This is a genomic window from Streptomyces sp. CB02009, assembly GCF_001905825.1.
GTDB lineage: Bacteria > Actinomycetota > Actinomycetes > Streptomycetales > Streptomycetaceae > Streptomyces.
Genome location: NZ_LIVV01000002.1, coordinates 201,697 through 220,302, shown reverse-complemented (window position 1 = coordinate 220,302; position 18,606 = coordinate 201,697). Strand labels below are relative to the sequence as shown.

Genomic DNA, 18,606 nt, shown 5'->3' with positions numbered 1-18,606 from the left:
GTTACCCGGCGTGATCCATAGCTTCGGCACCGGAACAGAGGACCACCCCGGTACGGAAGGACCACGCCATGGCGTCCCGCCCGCGCAGCCGCCGCCTGCGCCGCACCCTGCTCGCCGCTCTCGTCGCCGCCTCGGTGGCGGTGCCCACCGCCGGTGCGGCCGGGCCGGCCGCCGTGCCCGCACCCGCGCCCGCCCCGCTGGCCCCCCTGTCGCTCGCCTCGCCCGGCGAACTCACCGCGCGGTACGCCGCCAACCGCTCCGCCGTCCGGGCCGCAGAGGCCATGGCCGACGCCCACGGCGACCACGGACGCGCCGCCACCCTGCGGGCCATGGCCGGGGAGGACCACCGGCTCCTCTGGTTCGACGGCCGAGACGGCGGCCGCAGCGTCGAGGTGTTCGGGGACCTCGCGGGCGCCACCCGGACAGCCGTCCTCGTGCCCGGCTCCGACACCCGGCTGGACAGCGCGCGCCTCCGGTCCGGGGCCGCCGCCCTGCAGCGTGAACTGGGCCGTGGGACAGCCGTCCTGACCTGGCTCGGTTACCGGACCCCCGCCACCCTCAGCGCCGCCGCGACGACCTCCGGCCGCGCCGAGGAGGCCGCCCCGCTCCTCGCGTCCTTCATACGGGAACTGGCCGCCGCCGCACCGCGGGCGCGCCTCACCCTGCTGTGCCACTCGTACGGCTCCGTCGTCTGCGCCGAGGCCGCGGAGGGTCTCCCCGTCGCCGGTCTCGTGCTCTACGGCAGCCCCGGCACCGGCGCCGGCCGTGCCGCCGACCTCCGTACCCCGGCCACCGTCTGGGCCGGCCGTGGCACGGACGACTGGATCTCCCAGGTCCCGCACGTCCGCGCCTCCCTGCCGTTCGGCGAACTCGGCTTCGGCACCGACCCGGTCGCCCCGGAGTTCGGCGCCCGGGTCTTCGACGCCGGCACGGGCGGCCACAGCGACTACCTCCGCCCCGGCTCCATGTCCCTGCGGAACATGGCCCGGATCGTCGCGGGACGGGATCCGGCCGATGCGTGACCTCGCCCGCCGGATCGACGCCGCGACCCCGCCCGGCCGCGACCGCGCCCTCGACGCCCTTCGCGCCCTCGCCATCCTCGGCGTGGTCCTCGGACACTGGCTCGTCACGGCGCTGACCAGCGACAGCGGCACCCTTCGGGCCGTCAGCCCGTTGAGCCGGCTGCCCGAGTTCACCCCGGTCTCCTGGGTGTTCCAGACGCTGGCCGTCTTCTTCCTGGTCGGCGGACGGGTCGCCGCCGGGAGTCACACCACCGCCCTCGCCCGGGGCACGTCCTACCGCGACTGGCTGATCGCCCGCCTCGGCCGGCTGTTCCGGCCCGTGGCCGTCGTCCTCGCCGTATGGGCCGCCGCGGCACTCGCCATGACGCTCGGCGGGGTGCCCTGGCAGACCGTGCACACACTGGGCAGGCTCGTTCTCTCCCCGCTCTGGTTCCTGCTGGTCTTCGCCGCCCTCACGGCGGCGACCCCGCTGGTCGCCAAGGTGCACCCACTGTGGCCGCTCGCCGTCGTCCTGCACGTCGACGCGGTCCGCTTCGGCCTCGGCGGACCCGACTGGCTCGGCTGGACGAACGTGGTGGCCGGCTGGCTCGTCCCGTACTGCCTCGGCGCCCTGTGGGCCCGGCGCGGCGTCAGGGAACGGGCCCTCGGACGGACCCTGCTGATCACGGGTGCGGCGGCCACCGCCCTGCTCGTCGTCCTCGCCGGCTATCCGGCGTCCATGGTCGGCGTGCCCGGCGCGGCCGTCTCCAACCTCAACCCGCCCACGCTCGCCGCCGTCACCTTCGGCATCGCCCAGTGCGGCGCGGCGTTCGTGTGCGCGGGACCGCTGCGCCGGGCCCTGCGCCGGCCCGCCGCCTGGGCGGCCGTCGCCCTGCTCAACCTCGGTGCCATGACGGTCTTCCTGTGGCACCAGACCGCGATGATGGCCGTCACCGTCCTGGGCCTCCTCGCCTCCGGACTGACCGGGCACGGCCCGCTGCCCGGTCTGCACACCGTCCCCGACGGATACGGCTGGGTCCTCGCACGCCTCGCCTGGCTGCCCGTGTTCGGGCTCGCGCTGCTCGTGTGCGCCGCCGTCTTCCGTACGTACGAAGCGGGCGGCGGGCGTCCGTCCCGGGCGCGGCGACCCGCCGCGAGGAAGCAGGTGCGGCGTGCATAGGGTGGACCTGACCGGTAAGGGGGAACGGGTGGGGGACGGTTACGGGCGGGCGCTGGGCGCCGCCCTGCGCAGGGCCCCGGGCACGCTGCGCCGCGGACTGTGGACGACGGCTCGCGACCCGCTGCCCCGTCAGACCTGGTTCGGCTGGCTCCCGCACGGGCACCTCGTGCTGCTCGCCGTCTTCGCGGGCGTCGCCAAGATGGCCGAGTACGGGGAGGCGATGACCGTCCTCACCCCTCCGGTCGAGCTCCTCGTGATCCTCCAGGCCGCCTCCCTCATCCTCGCCCTGAGCCGCCCGGTGCCCGCCTGGTGGCTGTCCACGCTCAGCCTGGTCCTGCTCTCCGAGATCGCCGACGCGACCGTCGGACCCGACATGCTCTGGCCCTGGAGCATGTGGGGCATCGTCATGCACACCTTCGTGGTGCTGCTCCTCGCGCTGCGCGTCCCCCCGCTCGTCACCGCCGCCACGCTCCTGCTCACCGTGCTCTCGGGGCTGTGCAGCACGGCCGTGCCCTCGGGCATCGTGCACAACGAGGAACTGGCCGGCGGCGCGCTCGCCTTCTCGGTCGCCGCGGTCGTCGGCGCCTCCCTGCGGCTGAGCCGGGTGGCCCGGAACAAGCTGGTCGAGCAGGAGGTCCTCACCGCCGAGGAGCGGGCCATGCGCACCGTCCTGGAGGAGCGCGGACGGATCGCCCGCGAACTCCACGACGTCGTCGCCCACCACATGTCCGTGATCTCCATCCAGGCACAGGTGGCCCCGCACCTCGTCGAGAACCCCTCCGAGGAACTGCGGGAGAACCTGGCGGGCATCCGCCAGAACGCCGTCGAGGCGCTGACCGAACTGCGCCGCGTCCTCGGTGTCCTGCGCGCGGAGGACCCGGCGGCCGACTCCGTACGGCACGCCCCGCAACCCACCCTGGACCGGCTCGACGACCTGCTCGACAACGTCCGCGCCGCCGGCCTGTCCGTCGACAGCGCCATCAGCGGAGAACGCCGCCGGCTCTCCCCCGGCGTCGAACTGTCCGCGTACCGCATCGTCCAGGAGGCACTCAGCAACGCGATGCGGCACGCACCGGGAGCCCCGGTGCGGGTGGAGACCGGCTACCGCACCACCGGACTCACCCTCCGGATCTCCAACGCCCCGGCCCCCCGCTCCGTCGCCCCCTCCGCCCTCCCGCTGTCACCGGGTCTCGGCCACGGCCTGCTCGGCATGCGGGAACGGACCGCCATGCTGGGCGGCGAACTGGTCGCCGGTCCGACCACGGACGGCGGTTACGAGGTGACCGCCACCCTGCCCCTCGACACCCCCAAGGACGGCACATGACCAGCGGCACCATCCGCGTCCTCATCGCGGACGACCAGATGATGGTCAGACAGGGGTTCACGGTGCTGCTCAACGCCGAACCCGGCATCGAGGTCGTCGGTCAGGCGGTGGACGGCGCCGACGCGGTGGCCAAGGTCGCGGAACTCTCCCCCGACGTGGTCCTGATGGACATCCGCATGCCCGGCACCGGCGGCATCGAGGCCACCCGCCAGCTCACGGCGGCCGCCGGCTCCACCGTGAAGGTCCTCGTCCTGACCACCTTCGACCTCGACGAGTACGTCTACGAGGCCCTGCGCGCCGGCGCCTCGGGGTTCCTGCTGAAGGACGCCTCCGCCGACGAACTCGCCGAGGCCGTACGGGTGGTGGCGCGCGGCGACGCCCTGCTCGCCCCGGACCTCACCAAACGCCTGATCGCGGAGTTCTCACGGCTCAGCGCCACGCCGCGCAGCCCCCTGAAGGAACGCGTCGGCACGCTGACGGAGCGGGAGACGGAGGTCCTGGCCCACGTCGCGCAGGGCCTGTCGAACGCGGAGATAGCGGTCCGTCTCGTCGTGGCCGAACAGACCGTCAAGACCCATGTGAGCCGCATCCTGGTCAAACTGGGCCTGCGCGACCGCACCCAGGCCGCCGTCTTCGCCTTCGACACCGGCCTGGTCCGCCCGTCCGGCCACTGACCGCGCCGACCGCCGACCGCCGGCTGCCAGCTGCCAGCTGCCGGCTGCCGACCCCCGGAAACGATCGAGGGCCGTTTCAGATCGCTCTGAAACGGCCCTCGATCGACGACTTCGAAAAGTCGGGACGACAGGATTTGAACCTGCGACCCCTTGACCCCCAGTCAAGTGCGCTACCAAGCTGCGCCACGTCCCGCTGCCCGTCTGACCTGGGGTTTCCCCCGGCTGGACGCGCATGAGAACAATACCGCACTTTCCCTGGTGGTCACGAACCCTTTCCCGGCGGTCCGGAGGCGGTGTACGGGAGAACCAAGACGCTCACTCTCCGTGACCGAGCAGGGCCGGCGGGGTGTGGGCGAGCAGATGCTCGACGAGGGTCAGCAGGGTGCTGATGCCCGAGCTGGAGACCCGGGCGTCGCAGAGGACGACCGGCACGTCCGGCGAGAGGTCCAGGGCGGCCCGTACCTCGTCCGGTTCATAACGGAAGGAGCCGTCGAACTCGTTGACCGCCACGACGAAGCGGATGCCCCGTCGTTCGAAGAAGTCCACGGCGGGGAAGCACTCCTGGAGTCGGCGGGTGTCGGCCAGGACGACCGCCCCGAGCGCGCCTTCGGAGAGCTCGTCCCACATGAACCAGAAGCGTTCCTGGCCGGGGGTGCCGAAGAGGTAGAGGACATGGCGGTCGTCGAGCGTGATCCGGCCGAAGTCCAGGGCCACGGTGGTCGTGGTCTTGGACTCCACGCCTTCCAGGCTGTCGGTGGCGGCGCTGACCGCGGTCAGCAGTTCTTCGGTGCTCAGCGGCGGGATCTCGCTGACCGCTCCCACGAGCGTCGTCTTGCCCACGCCGAAGCCGCCGGCCACCAGGATCTTCACGGCGGTGGGGAACGGGGCGGTCGCGGGACCGTCGGGGCGTTCAGAGCCGTTGTCGTAGGCCATCGAGCACTGCCTCCAGCAAGGAACGGTCGGTCGGATGGTCGTGGAACCGGGGATCGCGGGCGGTGAGCGCCCCGCAGTCCAGGAGGTCGGAGAGCAGCACCTTGGTGACCACGGCGGGGAGTCGGAGGTGCGCCGCGATCTCGGCCACCGAGGTGGGCCCGTCGCACAGCCCGAGGGCCAGGCTGTGCTCGGGGCCCAGGGTGGCCTGGGGTGACGAACCCGTCGCCGACACCAGGGACAGCAGGTCGAGTGCGATGGTCGGCCGGGTCCGGCCACCGCTGACGGCGTACGGGCGGATCAGCCGGCCGGCCGCGTCGTCGAGCCAGGGTCCTTCCTGCGGGGTCGTCGCCTTCACGGGCCGACGGTGCCGCCCACCGCACCGGCTGCCTGCCGGGCGGGGGTGACCAGGTACGGCCGGACGCTCTTGACGAGCATCGCCATCTCGTACCCGAGGACCGCGGCGTCCGCCTCGCGGCCGGCCAGCACCGCGAGACAGGTGCCGGAGCCGGCCGTGGACACGAACAGGAGGGTGGAGTCGAGCTCCACGACCACCTGGCGCACCTCGCCGCCGTCGCCGAACCGGGCGCCCGCGCTGCGGCCGAGGGAGTAGAGGCCGGAGGCGAGGGCCGCCATGTGGTCGGCGGCGTCGGGGTCGAGGCCGTGGACGGATTTCACGAGGCCGTCGGAGGAGAGCAGAACGGCGTTGCGGGTGTACGGGACCCGCTGGACCAGGCCGCTCAGCAGCCAGTCGAGGTCCGAGGAATGGCCGGTCGGCACATTGCTCGCCATGGTGTCTACTCCTTGTGCGCGTCGCCTGGAAGCGGCGGTTCGTGGGGGTCGGGCTGGGACTCGGCGAGGCCGATACCGCGCTGGAACGCGGCCATCAGGCCGGGGTCGTGCAGGGCGTGCTCCTCGGGTCTGCGGGCCGCCGGCTCGTCCCGCAGCTGCGGGACGAGGTGCTCCTGGGCGTGCCGCTTGGGGAGCACGGGCCGGCCGCCGGCCTCGGGCGCCGGGGGGAGCGGCGAGAGGAAGGAGGCAGGCGGGCCGAGGGGTGCCGCTCCTGCCGACGGCGCCGATGCCGGTGCCGGAGGCGATGCCGGTGCCTGTGCCGGTGCCGGTACCTGCGCCGATGCCGATGCCGATGCCGGTGCTGGTGCCGGAGCCGCGGGCGTCCGGCCGGAGTCCTCGTAGCCGTACGGCCGCTCGGTGGCGGGTGCCGGCATGGCCGCCGGGGTCGCCGCCGCTGCGGCGACCGCGGGCGCGGGCTGCGGCGGCACCTGCGGCTGCTCCGCCGACCGGGGGCCGAGCGGCGCGGAGGATCCGGCGGTCGCGCCGGTCTGGGGCTGAGGCTGGGCCAGACCCTCGGGGTCCGATCCGAGGAGGCTCTGCGGGAGCACGAGGACGGCCTGGACTCCGCCGTAGATGTTGGACTGGAGTCGTACGGCGATGCCGTGGCGGCGGGCGAGGGCCGAGACGACGAAGAGTCCGATGCGGCCGTCCTGGAGCAGGTGGGCGACGTTGACCTGGTCGGGGTCGGCGAGCAGGGCGTTCATCCGGCCCTGCTCGGCGACGGGCATGCCGAGGCCGCGGTCCTCGACCTCGATCGCGAGGCCCGCCGTGACGTACTGCGCGCGGAGCAGCACCGTGGTGTGGGGCGCGGAGAACAGCGTGGCGTTCTCGACGAGTTCGGCGAGGAGGTGGATGACGTCGGCCACGGCGTGGCCCCGGAGCGCACCGTCGATCGGAGGGACGAGCTTGACCCGCTGGTACTGCTCCACCTCGGCGATGGAGGAGCGGATCACCTCGGTCACGGTGACCGGGTGCGACCACTGGCGGCGGGAGACGGCGCCACCGAGCACGGCGAGGTTCTCGGCGTGTCGGCGGATGCGGGTGGCCAGGTGGTCGACGTGGAACAGGCCCTTGAGCAGTTCCGGGTCCTCGACGTCGTTCTCCAGCTCGTCGAGCAGCTGGATCTCGCGGTGGACCAGGGACTGCAGGCGCCGGGCGAGGTTGACGAAGACCTCGACCTTCTGTTCGTCTCCGGCGCTGCTGGAGAGCCTGGACGCCTGCACGACCGCCGCCACGGCGGTCTCGTGGGAGCGCGCCAGCTCCTGGGAGAGCAGGTCGAACGCATCGCCGGAGGCGGTGCCGGCGGGCGGCTCGGGGCGCGGCGGAGGGCCCTCACCCTTGCGCAACTGTTCGATGATCGACTGCAGTTCGGTCTGACCGCGGGCGCTGGTGCGGCGCAGGGCGTTGCAGCGGTCGAGGACGGACCTGGCGGCGCGGTCGGCGCCGAGCGCGGCGGCCGTCACGGAGGCCACCGTGATCGCGGCGGCTCCGGTGAGCGCGGCCCAGAGGCCGGGCGTCGGGGTGGCGCCGGTGGAGCGGAGGGTGAAGAGCACGGCCGCGGCCCCGCCCAGGGCCACCGCGACGACGGGAAGCACGGAGGTGCGGAGGAGCTGAGGGCGTAAACGGGTCTCCACGGCGTGCGACGCGGGGGGCCGTGCCGGGGAGTTGCCTCCGGTACCGGGGGCGGGGCGAGCGCCTGACCGGCCGTGCCGCCCGCCCTCGCGTCGGTCGGACCGCGAGGCGGGTGCGCGAACTTGCGACATGAGTGTCCTTGGTACGAACGTGCCCAGGAATCGGCGTACTTGCGGGTGAGTGGCGGGAGGGGACCACGGAGGGGAGACGGGGGGAGACGTGGGGGGACAGGGAGATTACCTACCGGTGATCACCAGCCACACACTGTAGTCGTCAACCGTTCATGTGCGGTGCTCAGTTGGCAAATCTCCCCCCGCAGACCGGCTCGCTCTGGTATCGCACACAGGACCGACAGGCCGAGAGGTTTCGGCCGAATCTCGACGCCTTGGCCGGGGAGTGGGCGCTCGGCGCCGGGAACGGCAGAGGGCGGAGGCGTTCCCACGCCTCCGCCCTCTGCGGACATGCTGCTCCCGGAGCGGAATCCCGGGAGGGGTGCGGACCGCCCGGTCCGCTCGACGTCTCAGGGGGTCCGTGCCGCCTCGGGGGCGCCTCGGCCGGTGTCCGTACCGGGTTCGCCCGAGCTCCGCCCGGTGTCCGCGCCGGTGCGCGCGTCCGCGTTCGCGTCCGTGTTTGCGTCCGCGTTTGCGTCCGCCTTCCCGGGCGACCCGTCGGCGGGCGATCCGTCACCGTCGGTGAGAGCGGGCGCCGCCCAGCCGCCGGAGGGGACGCGGGCGACGGGACGCCACCACGGGTGGTCGGGCACCTGTGCGGCGCCCGGCTCGAAGGGCTCGCCCGGGATGGGCAGGGCGATCCGCTGGGCGGCCCCGGCGGCGGCCTCGACGGTGCCCTCCCCCGGTTCGGCCCACGGGTGCGGGGCGAGGTTGAAGGTGCCCCAGTGGATCGGCAGCATCACTCCGGCCGGCCCGCCGCCCTGGAGGTCCAGGTGGGCCAGCATGCCCTCGGCGGGGGTCATGTGGATGTCGGTCCAGAACTCCGAGTAGGCACCGATCTGGATCATGGTGGCGTCGAAGGGGCCGTGGGCCGCGCCGATGTCCTTGAAACCGGAGAAGTACCCGGTGTCCCCGCTGTGGAAGATCCGGTGGGAGGGGCCCGTCACGACCCAGGAGGCCCAGAGCGTCATCTGGCGGTTGCGCAGTCCGCGGCCGCAGAAGTGCCGGGCCGGGGTGGCGGTGAGCCGCAGCTCGCCGATCTCGGTGGACTCGTTCCAGTCCAGCTCGCGCAGCCGGGAGGCGGGCACCCCCCAGCGCTCCAGGTGGGCACCGACGCCCAGCGGCACCGCGAAGACGGTGCCGGTGCCGGCGAGCTCCTTGATCGTCGGCAGGTCGAGGTGGTCGTAGTGGTCGTGCGAGATCACGACGACGTCGACCGGGCCGAGGGCGGCGAGCGGCGCGGGCACCGGGTGGAGCCGCTTCGGGCCGGCGAAGGGGAAGGGGGAGCAGCGCTCGCCCCAGACCGGGTCGAACAGCACCCGGTGGCCGTCGATCTCGGCGAGGACGCCGGAGTGGCCCATCCAGGTCAGGCGCAGCCCGGTGGCCGGGGGCCTGGACAGGTCGGCGACCGTGGTCGGGTGGACCGGGATCGTGCCGGTGGGGGCGCGGCGCGAGCGGGCTTCCTTGTCGAAGTAGATCTTGGCGAACTCGACGCTGGAGCCTGAGGGGCCGCGTCGCGCGGGTTCGGGGTTCTGGAAGATCCCGTCCGCGAAGTTCGGCGAGCGGTGGATGCGGGCGAGACGCTCACCCGTGGGGTCCGCGCCGAAGGACTCGGGGCGCAGCGCGCGCAGCCGGGCCCGTGGCGAGCGGTCGGAGCCTGTACCGGTCACAGGACCTCCTGATCTCTGGGGGTCGTTCCATTATGGGCGGCCCGCGCCGCGAACGGTCCGCGCAGTCGGCCATACTGAACAATGGTTCAGTACGTCCGACCGGTCGTCCCGGCCTCCTGGCCCGCCCGCACCTGGTCCGCCCGCCCCTCCCGAGGAGACGCCCGATGAGTTCCGTCCCGCTGCTTTCCGTCGCCTGGACCGACCACGTGACCGGCCGCCGGGGCCATCTGGTCATCGACCGGCTGGTGCGCGGGGTGGCCAGCGGCGGCCTGCGGATGCGGGAGGGCTGCACGGCCGAGGAGGTCACCGGGCTCGCCCGCGGGATGACCATGAAGGAGGCCCTGCACTACGATCCGAAGGGCCGGTACGTGCCGCTGGGCGGGGCCAAGGGCGGCATCGACTGCGACCCCCGCTCCCCCGAGGCGTACGGCGTGCTCGTGCGCTATCTGCGGGCCATGCGGCCGTACGTCGAGCGGTTCTGGACCACCGGGGAGGACCTGGGCCTCACCCAGGACCTGGTGGACCGCGCGGTGGCCGAGGCGGGCCTGGTCTCCTCGGTGCAGGCCGTCTACCCGCTCCTGGACGACGAGGCGGCGGCCCGCCGGCGGCTCGCCGACGCCTTCGCGATCGAGGTCGACGGCATCGGCCTCGACGAGCTGGTCGGCGGTCTCGGGGTCGCCGAGTCGGTCCTCACCGCCCTCGACCGGGCCGGCCGGGGGTACGCAGGGACGCGGGTGTCGGTGCAGGGGCTCGGCACGATGGGCGGGGCGACCGCCCGGTTCCTGGCGCGCGCCGGGCTGCGGGTGGTGGCCGTGGCCGACGTCCGGGGCACGATCGTGAACCCGGACGGCCTCGACGTCGAGGCGCTGCTCGCGGCCCGGGACGCCCACGGCGCCGTCGACCGCGCCGCCCTGCGGCCCGCCGACCGGGAGGAGCCCGGGGACGCCTGGCTCGCGGCCGAGGCGGAGGTACTGGTCCCGGCGGCCGTCTCGTACGCGATCGACGCCGGGAACCAGGGGCGGATCACGGCCCGCTGGATCGCCGAGGCGGCGAACATGCCGGTGCTGCCCGAGGCCGAGGAGCTCCTCGCCGCGCGGGGCGTCACGGTGCTGCCCGACGTGGTCGTGAACTCGTGCACGAACGCCTGGTGGTGGTGGACGCTCTTCGGCGACATCGAGGCCGACGCCGACCAGGCCTTCGCCCGGGTCCGCGAAGCCATGCGGACGCTCGTCGGCGGGATGCTCGACCGGGCGGAGGCGGACGGCACGAGCCCGCGCGCCGCGGCACACGCGCTGGTGGACGAGCGGCTGCCGCAGATCGCCGAACGCTACGGCTGGTACGGGGCCGACACCGCTCCGTGACCATGATCGATCATGCCCGCGTCACCCGCTGTGTAAGGTGCGGACGTGGCAAGAGTGCGGTTGAGCGTGGCCGAGCGGCGGGAGGAACTGCTCCGGGCCGCCGTCGAGCAGATCGAGGCGCGCGGGGTCGCCGCCGTCCGGATCGCCGACGTGGCCTCGGCGCTCGGGGTGAGCAACGCCCTGGTGCTCTACCACTTCTCGTCCAAGGAGAAGCTGGTCGCCGCGGCCTTCGCGCACGCCGCCGAGGGTGACCTGGCCCATCTGCGCCGGCTCCTCGGGCGCCGCTCCAGCGCCGTACGCCGGCTCAGGGCCGCCGTGCGCTGGTACGCGCCGACCGGGCAGGCCAAGGGCTGGCGGCTGTGGATCGAGGGCTGGGCGGCCTCCCTGCGCGACCCCGAGCTGCGCAGGGTCTCCGCCTCCCTCGACCAGGAGTGGAAGGCGGCGCTGACCCGGGTGATCGCCGAGGGGGCCGAGGCCGGGGAGTTCCGCTGCGCGGACCCGGCGGCCGCCGCCTGGCGGCTCACGGCCTTCCTCGACGGCCTCGCCGTCCAGACCACGGCCTACGCCGGCTCCCTCTCCCGCAGCGCGATGCTGCGCTGGGCCGACGCCGCCCTCGCCCGGGAGCTGAACCTGCCGGACGCGGCCGGGAGCGAGGGCGAGGACGCGGACACGACCCCGCTCGACGGCGCCGACGGGGACGCGCGTACGGGTCGGGACGTCACCGGCGGCACTCGCACGGCGGATCTGGCCCGGGGCGGGGACGACGCGCCTTCCGGCGCCTGACCACGGGGGTTCGGCCGGCCCTCGGGCCGCGGCCGCACACACACCGCCCCGCGCTCGGCGAACCCCCGAGCCTCACACGCACCGCCTCGCGCTCGGCGGAGTCACACCAGCTCGAAGACCGCCGAGACCGTGACCTGCTCCTCGATCTCTCCCGGGGCCATCGGGACGCTCGCCTCGTCGTGGGCGATGCCGGGGGCGGCGCCCGGACCGGGGCGCGCGGACTCCCCCTCGCTGAGCGACACGAGCCGGCCGAGCTGGTGGCCGCTGAGGCGGGCGTGCTGCGCCGCCTTGTCGTACGCGTCGCGGTAGGCGGCCTCGCGTGCCTTCACCCGCAGGGCCGACGGGTCGGCGACGTCGAAGACGACACCGTTGATCCGGACGGAGTCCCCGGTGGAGTCGTTGACGGCGCCGATGACCTGGCCCGCCCGGTCGATCTGCCGGACCTTCACGGAGAAGGACTGGCCGGCCTGATAGCCGGTGACCTTGCTCTCGCCCGCGGTGTTCTGCGTGTAGACGGGGGACAGCGAGAGGCTGTCGGTACGGATGTCCCGTTCGGCGATCCCCTGCTTGTCCAGCACGGCGAGCAGGGCCTCTGCGGCGGCGTTCTGCGCGGCCATCGCCTCCTTCGCGGTCCTGCGGGCGGCCTCGACCCCGACCGAGAGGATCGCCAGGTCGGGTGCAGCGGAGGCGCGGCCGTGGCCGGTGACGGTGACCGTGGCGGGTGCCTCCGCAGGGGCGGCCCGCGGGGCCGTCCGCTCCGGCGCGGCGGCCAGCGCGGGCGCCACGGTGCCGGCGAGCAGCCCGCCGAGCACGGCGGTGGCGGCGAGCAGACGGGCGGTACGGGCGGCGCTTGGCCGGCGGATCGTCACGGGCGGTCCCTTCGATGCTGGGTGCCGGGGGTCCGGCGGGCACATCCCAGCACCCGCCACCGCCGCCTCCCGTACGCCACTCCCGACCGCCGGCGCCCTTCACCTCTCCGTACCAGTCGCGCCTCCGCACGGCCGGGACGGCGCCGCCGGGCCGGCGCTGCCAGGCCGCCGCTGCCGGGCCGCCGCTCAGGTCTGGACGAGCGGCTCGTACGCGTCGGGGTGCAGGCCGAAGGTCCAGGCGACGCCCTCCCGCGCGGTCCGGGTCGTGGGCGGGACCCGGAGCCAGTACGTGCGGTGGCTGCCGTCCGGCTCGGGCGTGGAGTTGACCACCTCGACCATCACCACGTCCTCGTCGTCGGCCAGTTCGATCCGCCACAGCACGCCGGTCTCGTCGCGGTGCTCGTGCCGCGCGCCCGAGGCGGCGAGGTAGCGGTCGTAGCCGTAGTACTCCAGCATCACGCGCCGCAGTTCGGCGTTCTCCTCCTGCCGTATCCGCTCCGGGGTCAGCCCGGCGAGCCCGGCGAGGAAGTCGGCGGGCACGGACATCCCCCGCCAGGCGTACAGGGCGAAGCCGTCGGCGAACGCCAGCGCGGGGCCGTCGCCCCGGTCGAGCCGCCCTGCCTCGTCCCGGTGCAGTTCCACGGGCCGCTCGCAGACCACGGCGACCTTCTCGTACGGCCACCACCAGCCTGCCTGTGCGGCGACGGCGGCCAGCCCGGCGAGGCGGTCGCCCTGCCCCTCGAAGGCGGCGAGCCAGGCGGCGTCGTGCTGGCCGAGCACCGCGTCGAGCAGCACGAGCCGCACGGCGGTCGCCTCCCGCCCGGACGGCGCGGGAAGGGCGGCGCCGCCGGAGTCCGCGGCAGCGGCGGGGTCGACCGGTGCGGCCGGAGCCGCGGCGGTCGCGGCCTGCGTCACCCCGGCCCGAATCCGGTCGGCCAGGCTCCGGGTGAGGTCCCAGAGGTGGGCCCCGGTCGCCTGCCAGTGGGCCGCCCAGCCGGCCGGCCCGAGGGCGTCGTGGAGCCGGCGCCGCTCCTCGGCCCACGGCCGGGTGCGCACCTCGTCCCGGACCGAACGGCCCTGGCCGGCCAGTCCCCGTACGAGCGCGACGGCGGCGAGCGGCGAGTCCGCCCAGAGCACGCGCTCCGGTTCGGCGAGGCCCGCCGTGCGGTAGGCGAGCCGGACCCCGGCCTCCGCGGCGGCGCGATCGGCCGGGCCGGTGGCCGCGGCGACGGCCCGCCACGTGTCCCGAGCGGTGGTGTGGTTCAGGACGGCGTCGTTCAAGACGGCGTCGTTCATGACGGCGTGGTTCATGTGGAAGCCCCCAGGTCTCTCTCGGTCAGTCCGCGACGATCCGGTACGCCCCGGGCACGTACTCCCGCTGGCGCACCACCCGGTACCAGCCCTTGGGCAGCGGTATCGGGGCGTGCTCCTCGTGCACCACCCGGCCGCCCTCGGGCAGTTCGAGCAGCAGCGGGCCGAAGGGCCCCGGCTCCCGGACGAGTCGGCCTGGCCCGGGAATCGCGTGGGCGTGCCCGGTGACCTCGCCGAGGGCCAGGACCAGCCGGCCCCGGGCGTCCCTGGACTCCCCGGCCGCCGCCTTCACCCGCTCCGGAACGGCCGTCTCCGTGACGGGCGCGATCAGGACGTCTCCCTGCCGGTACATGGCACTCCCCTCCCCGTTCGGCGCGGTGCGGCCGAACACGGGAACGACGCTAGAGGCCGGGTCTGACAATCGGGCCCGGACGCCTCGGAGGCCGACCCGCCGGAGGGCGTTGTCGGTGCCGCTTGGTAGAACTCTTGCGATCAGCCGATCCACGCCGTCCGTCGTCCGGGAGCGCAGTCATGACCGTTGGCCACTACCTCGAGGAATTCCACGGGCTTCCCGTGTTCCCCTTCCAGGACACCGCGTCGGACACGCGGGGCGACCTTCCCGACGCCGCGGCGGTCGCCTGGCGGCTCTCGTCGCCGACCTACTGCGAGGACGACGACGAGCAGTGGGGCGCGCAGTTCGAGCGCTTCCTGAAGACGGTCGACGTCGGGCGGGTGCGCGCCCTGGTCGTCGGCGGCTGGGACGAGGCGTACGAGAACTCCTCCGCGGACATCGTCACGGCCCTCATCGCCGCCAACGACCGGCTGACGTCCCTGGAGGCGGTGTTCCTGGGCGACATGACGGGCGAGGACTGCGAGATCTCGTGGATCATCCAGTCCGACGTGACGCCGCTCCTCGCCGCCTACCCGGGCCTGCGGGAGTTCGGGGTGCGCGGAGGTACGGATCTCGCCTTCCCCTCGGTCCGGCACGCCGGTCTGGAGAGCCTGGTCGTGGAGACCGGCGGGCTGGGCGCCGAGGTGGTGCGCGGGATCGTGGGCAGTGACCTGCCCGCCCTGGAGAAGCTGGAACTCTGGCTCGGCACCGACGAGTACGGCGGCGACAGCACGGCGGACGACCTCGCGCCGCTGCTCTCCGGCGCGGCGTTCCCCGCCCTTCGCTCGCTCGGCCTGCGCAACAGCGTGATCCAGGACGCCGTGGCCGCCGCCGTGGCGGGCGCCCCCGTCCTCGCCCGGATCGAGCGGCTCGACCTGTCGATGGGCGTCCTCACCGACGAGGGCGCGGCGGCCCTGCTCGACGGACAGCCCCTGACCCACCTCGCCCACCTCGACCTCTCCCACCACTACCTGTCCGAGGGCATGCGGGAGCGGGTCCTCGCCGCGCTCGCCCCGCACGGCGTGTCCGTCGACCTCGGCGACGCGCAGGAGGCGGACGACGAAGGGGACGGCCGCGTCTGGCGGTACGTCGCGGTCGCCGAATGACCGGCCACCCGCGCCTCGTGGTCGTCGGGGACCCGGCGGGCCGCCGTGTCGCGTTCTTCCAGGACGCGCTGCGGTCCGCCGGGCTGCCCGGGGCGCGGGTGGTGTCCTGGCCCGAGGTGCTGCGCGGCGCGGCACGGTTCGCCGAGGGCGAGACCGTACGCCTGGACTCGCCCGGCGAGGACCCGGAGGCCGACCGGCTGCTGCGGGAGGTCGACGATCCGTCCCGGGTCGAGGGCACCGGCCGCTGGTACGCGCGGTTCGTCGCCGCCACCGCGGAGCTCGCCCGGTCCGTCGCCGCGGCGGGCGCCGTGCTCGTCGACGACCCGGCCGAGCTGGCGGAGCTGTTCGACAAGCGGCTGGGCCACGGCCTGCTCCGCGCGGCCGGGGTGCCGGTGCCCGAGTCGCCGACGTCCGGCCCCGCCGCCCCGGTCGTACGCGGCTGGGCCGATGTCAGGGCCCTGACCGCCGAGCCCGGACTGCGCCGGGTCTTCGTGAAGCTCGCGCACGGCTCCTCCGCCTCGGGGGTGCTCGCGGTCGAGACGAACGGCGCGGGCCGGGTGCACGCCACCACCTCGGTGGAGCGCGGGCCCGACGGACGGCTGTTCAACTCCCTGCGGGTGCGGCGCTACACGAGCGAGCGCGAGGTCGGCGCGATCGTGGACGCCCTCGCCCCCGACGGGCTGCACGTCGAGCGCTGGCTGCCCAAGGCCGCCCAGGGCGGCCGGGCGGCCGACCTGCGGGTGGTGGTGATCGACGGGCGTGCCACCCACGCCGTGCTGCGTACCAGCCGCTCCCCCATGACCAACCTCCATCTGGGCGGGACCCGTGGCGATCTGCCCGCCGCCCGGGCCGCGATCGCCGCGGCCGGTGGGCGGTGGAGCGACGCGCTGGACGTGTGCGAGCGGGCCGCCGCGGTCTTCCCCGGCACCCGCTGCGTGGGCGTCGACCTGCTGCCCTCGACGGGCTGGCGCCGCTTCGCCGTGGGCGAGGTCAACGCCTTCGGCGATCTGCTGCCGGGCCTCACGGGCCTGCCCGGCAGCGGCGCCGAGGGCCTCGACACGTACGCGGCCCAGGTCGCCGCCCAGTTCCCCCGCGCCGCTCGACCCACCAGCACGACCACGAACACCGGCACGACCACCAGCACCAGCACCAGCACCAGCACCACAGGAACGAGCACCGCGTGAACCAGCCCGACATGAACACGATCGTCGGGAGCCACGATCTGCTCCTGGTCACCCTCGACACGCTCCGGTACGACGTGGCGGCCGAGCTCGCGGCCGCGGGCCGCATCCCGCACCTGGCCCGGCACCTGCCCGGCGGCGTCTGGGAGCGGCGCCACGCGCCCGGCAGCTTCACCTACGCCTCCCACCAGGCGATCTTCGCCGGATTCCTGCCGACCCCCGCCTCCCCCGGCCCGCACCCGCGGCTGTTCGCGGCCCGCTTCGCCGGCAGCGAGACGACCGCCGACGGCACCTACGTCCACGACACCCCGGACTTCGTGTCCGCCCTCGCGGGCGCCGGCTACCGGACGGTCTGCGTCGGCGGTGTCGGCTTCTTCAACCGGCAGCCGCCGCTCGGCACCGTGCTCCCCGGCCTCTTCCAGGAGAGCCACTGGGATCCGTCGTTCGGCGTGGCCTCCCCCACCTCCTTCGAGTCGCAGGTCGCCCGCGCCGAGGAGGTCGTCGCCGGTCTCCCCCGTGAGCGGCGGCTGTTCCTCTTCGTCAACGTGTCGGCGCTGCACCAGCCCAACTGGTTCCATCTGCCGGGCGCCACCCGCGAGGCCGGCGACTCCCGGGCCACCCACGCCGCCGCCCTGGAGTACGTCGACCAGCACATCGGCCGGCTCTTCGCCGCGATGAGCAGCCGCCGGCCGTGCTTCGCGATCGTCTGCTCCGACCACGGCACCGCCTACGGGGAGGACGGGTACACCGGTCACCGGCTGGGCCACGAGGTCGTGTGGACGGTCCCGTACGCGCAGTTCGAGCTCGCCGGCCCGGAGCGGGAGGCCGTGGCATGAGCGACAGCGCCGCCCCGCGTCCGTACCGGAGCTACGTCTACGCCTACCCGCACAAGACGGCGTACCGGCCGCTCCCCGACCCCGCGCCCTCGCTCGCCGCGCTCTGGCGGGACGAGCCGAAGGACGCGCTCTCCCTCTACGCGCACATACCGTTCTGCGAGGTCCGCTGCGGCTTCTGCAACCTGTTCACCCGGATCGGTGCCCCCGACGAGCTGACCACGCGCTATCTCGACGCACTCGACCGCCAGGCCGCGGCCGTCCGCGAAGCCCTCGGCGACCGGGACCCGGTGCGGTTCGCGACGGCCGCGTTCGGCGGCGGCACACCCACCTTCCTCACCGCCGGGGAGCTGGAGCGGCTCTGCGACATCGCCGAGAAGCGGATGGGCGTGGACCTGCGGGCGGTGCCGCTGTCCGTGGAGACCTCCCCCGCGACGGCGACCGCCGACCGCCTCGCCCTGCTCGCCGAGCGGGGTGCGACCCGGCTCAGCATCGGAGTGCAGAGCTTCGTGGAGGCCGAGGCGCGGGCGGCCGTGCGGCCGCAGCGCCGCGCCGACGTCGAATCGGCCCTCGGCCGGATCCGGGACACCGGCGTCCCCGTGCTCAACATCGACCTGATCTACGGCATCGACGGCCAGACCGAGGAGTCCTGGCGCTCCTCGCTGGACGCCGCCCTCGCCTGGCGCCCGGAGGAGCTGTACCTCTATCCGCTGTACGTGCGGCCGCTCACCGGCCTCGGCCGGATCTCCCCCGCCGCCGACCGGGAGTGGGACGAGCAGCGGCTGCGGCTCTACCGGTACGGCCGGGACCACCTCCGCGCGCAGGGCTACGCGCAGGTGTCGATGCGGATGTTCCGCAGGACGGACGCCGCGCCGCTGGGCCCCGACGACTACGCCTGCCAGACCGACGGGATGATCGGGCTGGGCTGCGGGGCGCGCTCGTACACCTCGGCCCTCCACTACTCCTTCGACTACGCCGTCGACATGCGGGAGATCCGTACGATCATCGACGCCTACACGGAGACCGCGGACTTCTCGCGGGCCGAGGTCGGCCGGTGGGTCGACGCCGGGGAGGCCAGGCGGCGCCATCTGCTCCAGTCGCTGCTCCAGGCCGAGGGCATGCCGGTGGCCGGGTACGAGGAGCGCTTCGGCGCCTCGCCGTTCGCGGACTTCCCGGCGGAGCTGGCCCGGTTCGAGGCCCTCGGCTGGCTGGACGAGGAGGCGCCGGCCGGGCTGCTCCGGCTGTCCCCGGAGGGTCTGGCCCACTCGGACGGCCTCGGCCCCGAGCTCTTCTCCCCCTCGGTGCGGGCCGCGATGGCCGCGTACGAGCCGAAGTAGG

General features: G+C 74.4%; 17 protein-coding genes, 1 tRNA gene and 1 pseudogene. 10 read left to right on the top strand and 9 right to left on the bottom strand.

Translation table 11 applies throughout. From position 1 onward, the window contains the following. Window positions 1-68 precede the first annotated feature (68 nt). Genes AMK27_RS08435 through AMK27_RS08420 form a run of 4 tightly spaced genes read left to right on the top strand, consistent with a single transcriptional unit; the run spans window position 69 to window position 4,179 of the window. Window positions 69-1,022, top strand: a complete 954-nt coding sequence (locus AMK27_RS08435) for an alpha/beta hydrolase (protein WP_073904390.1) — start codon at window positions 69-71, stop codon at window positions 1,020-1,022. Next, window positions 1,015-2,181 carry an acyltransferase family protein gene (locus AMK27_RS08430; protein WP_073904389.1) on the top strand — a complete coding sequence of 389 codons (1,167 nt, stop codon included), beginning with the start codon at window positions 1,015-1,017 and terminating at the stop codon, window positions 2,179-2,181. Before AMK27_RS08435 ends, AMK27_RS08430 begins: the two co-directional genes overlap by 8 nt. Beyond that, window positions 2,174-3,505: a sensor histidine kinase gene (locus AMK27_RS08425; RefSeq protein ID WP_079188296.1), complete on the top strand. Its 1,332-nt coding sequence runs from the start codon at window positions 2,174-2,176 to the stop codon at window positions 3,503-3,505. The genes AMK27_RS08430 and AMK27_RS08425 overlap by 8 nt, the downstream gene beginning before the upstream one ends. Further along, complete coding sequence (locus tag AMK27_RS08420; RefSeq protein ID WP_073904387.1) at window positions 3,502-4,179, top strand: response regulator; 678 nt, start codon at window positions 3,502-3,504, stop codon at window positions 4,177-4,179. Before AMK27_RS08425 ends, AMK27_RS08420 begins: the two co-directional genes overlap by 4 nt. A 119-nt stretch (window positions 4,180-4,298) precedes the next feature. Here AMK27_RS08420 and AMK27_RS08415 read toward each other — a convergent pair. From AMK27_RS08415 to AMK27_RS08390, 6 genes are all read right to left on the bottom strand, one after another. Beyond that, window positions 4,299-4,372: transfer RNA gene (locus AMK27_RS08415), tRNA-Pro, on the bottom strand. Window positions 4,373-4,494: 122 nt separating this feature from the next. After that, on the bottom strand, window positions 4,495-5,112 hold the full coding sequence (locus AMK27_RS08410) for a GTP-binding protein (protein ID WP_073904386.1): 618 nt from the start codon (window positions 5,110-5,112) through the stop codon (window positions 4,495-4,497). Further along, window positions 5,090-5,467, bottom strand: coding sequence for a DUF742 domain-containing protein (locus AMK27_RS08405; RefSeq protein WP_073904384.1), 378 nt, complete (start codon window positions 5,465-5,467; stop codon window positions 5,090-5,092). Before AMK27_RS08405 ends, AMK27_RS08410 begins: the two co-directional genes overlap by 23 nt. Continuing rightward, window positions 5,464-5,901, bottom strand: a complete 438-nt coding sequence (locus AMK27_RS08400) for a roadblock/LC7 domain-containing protein (protein WP_073904382.1) — start codon at window positions 5,899-5,901, stop codon at window positions 5,464-5,466. The genes AMK27_RS08405 and AMK27_RS08400 overlap by 4 nt, the downstream gene beginning before the upstream one ends. Window positions 5,902-5,906: 5 nt before the next feature. Continuing rightward, complete coding sequence (locus tag AMK27_RS08395; protein WP_073904380.1) at window positions 5,907-7,724, bottom strand: sensor histidine kinase; 1,818 nt, start codon at window positions 7,722-7,724, stop codon at window positions 5,907-5,909. A 389-nt stretch (window positions 7,725-8,113) separates the two neighbouring features. Continuing rightward, on the bottom strand, window positions 8,114-9,433 hold the full coding sequence (locus AMK27_RS08390) for an MBL fold metallo-hydrolase (RefSeq protein ID WP_073904378.1): 1,320 nt from the start codon (window positions 9,431-9,433) through the stop codon (window positions 8,114-8,116). A 164-nt stretch (window positions 9,434-9,597) separates the two neighbouring features. Here AMK27_RS08390 and AMK27_RS08385 point away from each other — a divergent pair, with 164 nt between their 5' ends. Both AMK27_RS08385 and AMK27_RS08380 read left to right on the top strand, forming a co-directional pair. Beyond that, window positions 9,598-10,794: a Glu/Leu/Phe/Val dehydrogenase dimerization domain-containing protein gene (locus AMK27_RS08385; protein ID WP_073904376.1), complete on the top strand. Its 1,197-nt coding sequence runs from the start codon at window positions 9,598-9,600 to the stop codon at window positions 10,792-10,794. Window positions 10,795-10,839: 45 nt separating this feature from the next. Beyond that, window positions 10,840-11,436, top strand: a pseudogene (locus AMK27_RS08380) (TetR/AcrR family transcriptional regulator); the annotation flags it as partial. A gap of 242 nt (window positions 11,437-11,678) precedes the next feature. On the opposite strand, the gene AMK27_RS08375 reads toward AMK27_RS08380, so the two are convergent. From AMK27_RS08375 to AMK27_RS08365, 3 genes are all read right to left on the bottom strand, one after another. Beyond that, window positions 11,679-12,446, bottom strand: a complete 768-nt coding sequence (locus AMK27_RS08375) for an SIMPL domain-containing protein (RefSeq protein WP_073904374.1) — start codon at window positions 12,444-12,446, stop codon at window positions 11,679-11,681. A 186-nt stretch (window positions 12,447-12,632) separates the two neighbouring features. Then, window positions 12,633-13,742 carry a DUF6745 domain-containing protein gene (locus tag AMK27_RS08370; protein ID WP_073905838.1) on the bottom strand — a complete coding sequence of 370 codons (1,110 nt, stop codon included), beginning with the start codon at window positions 13,740-13,742 and terminating at the stop codon, window positions 12,633-12,635. A 40-nt stretch (window positions 13,743-13,782) separates the two neighbouring features. Continuing rightward, a complete protein-coding gene (locus AMK27_RS08365; protein ID WP_073904372.1) occupies window positions 13,783-14,109 on the bottom strand; it encodes a hypothetical protein in 327 nt (108 codons plus the stop codon). 179 nt (window positions 14,110-14,288) lie between these two features. Here AMK27_RS08365 and AMK27_RS08360 point away from each other — a divergent pair, with 179 nt between their 5' ends. From AMK27_RS08360 to AMK27_RS08345, 4 genes are read left to right on the top strand one after another with little or no spacing between them, the layout of a single operon-like run. Beyond that, window positions 14,289-15,254, top strand: a complete 966-nt coding sequence (locus AMK27_RS08360) for an STM4015 family protein (protein ID WP_073904370.1) — start codon at window positions 14,289-14,291, stop codon at window positions 15,252-15,254. Further along, on the top strand, window positions 15,251-16,438 hold the full coding sequence (locus AMK27_RS08355) for an STM4014 family protein (protein ID WP_198955823.1): 1,188 nt from the start codon (window positions 15,251-15,253) through the stop codon (window positions 16,436-16,438). Before AMK27_RS08360 ends, AMK27_RS08355 begins: the two co-directional genes overlap by 4 nt. Before the next feature lie 11 nt (window positions 16,439-16,449). Then, window positions 16,450-17,271 (top strand): STM4013/SEN3800 family hydrolase, encoded by an 822-nt coding sequence (locus tag AMK27_RS08350; protein WP_073905835.1) that lies wholly within the window; start codon window positions 16,450-16,452, stop codon window positions 17,269-17,271. Continuing rightward, window positions 17,268-18,605, top strand: coding sequence for an STM4012 family radical SAM protein (locus AMK27_RS08345; protein WP_073904368.1), 1,338 nt, complete (start codon window positions 17,268-17,270; stop codon window positions 18,603-18,605). The genes AMK27_RS08350 and AMK27_RS08345 overlap by 4 nt, the downstream gene beginning before the upstream one ends. Window position 18,606: the final 1 nt, after the last annotated feature.

Excerpts from the sequence above, each read along its gene's own strand:
- AMK27_RS08435 (WP_073904390.1), top strand. The coding sequence starts at position 69 with ATGGCGTCCCGCCCGCGCAGCCGCCGCCTGCGCCGCACCCTGCTCGCC.
- AMK27_RS08430 (WP_073904389.1), top strand. The coding sequence starts at position 1,015 with ATGCGTGACCTCGCCCGCCGGATCGACGCCGCGACCCCGCCCGGCCGC.
- AMK27_RS08420 (WP_073904387.1), top strand. The coding sequence starts at position 3,502 with ATGACCAGCGGCACCATCCGCGTCCTCATCGCGGACGACCAGATGATG.
- AMK27_RS08410 (WP_073904386.1), bottom strand. The coding sequence starts at position 5,112 with ATGGCCTACGACAACGGCTCTGAACGCCCCGACGGTCCCGCGACCGCC.
- AMK27_RS08400 (WP_073904382.1), bottom strand. The coding sequence starts at position 5,901 with ATGGCGAGCAATGTGCCGACCGGCCATTCCTCGGACCTCGACTGGCTG.
- AMK27_RS08395 (WP_073904380.1), bottom strand. The coding sequence starts at position 7,724 with ATGTCGCAAGTTCGCGCACCCGCCTCGCGGTCCGACCGACGCGAGGGC.
- AMK27_RS08385 (WP_073904376.1), top strand. The coding sequence starts at position 9,598 with ATGAGTTCCGTCCCGCTGCTTTCCGTCGCCTGGACCGACCACGTGACC.
- AMK27_RS08370 (WP_073905838.1), bottom strand. The coding sequence starts at position 13,742 with ATGAACGACGCCGTCTTGAACGACGCCGTCCTGAACCACACCACCGCT.
- AMK27_RS08365 (WP_073904372.1), bottom strand. The coding sequence starts at position 14,109 with ATGTACCGGCAGGGAGACGTCCTGATCGCGCCCGTCACGGAGACGGCC.
- AMK27_RS08360 (WP_073904370.1), top strand. The coding sequence starts at position 14,289 with ATGACCGTTGGCCACTACCTCGAGGAATTCCACGGGCTTCCCGTGTTC.
- AMK27_RS08355 (WP_198955823.1), top strand. The coding sequence starts at position 15,251 with ATGACCGGCCACCCGCGCCTCGTGGTCGTCGGGGACCCGGCGGGCCGC.
- AMK27_RS08350 (WP_073905835.1), top strand. The coding sequence starts at position 16,450 with ATGAACACGATCGTCGGGAGCCACGATCTGCTCCTGGTCACCCTCGAC.
- AMK27_RS08345 (WP_073904368.1), top strand. The coding sequence starts at position 17,268 with ATGAGCGACAGCGCCGCCCCGCGTCCGTACCGGAGCTACGTCTACGCC.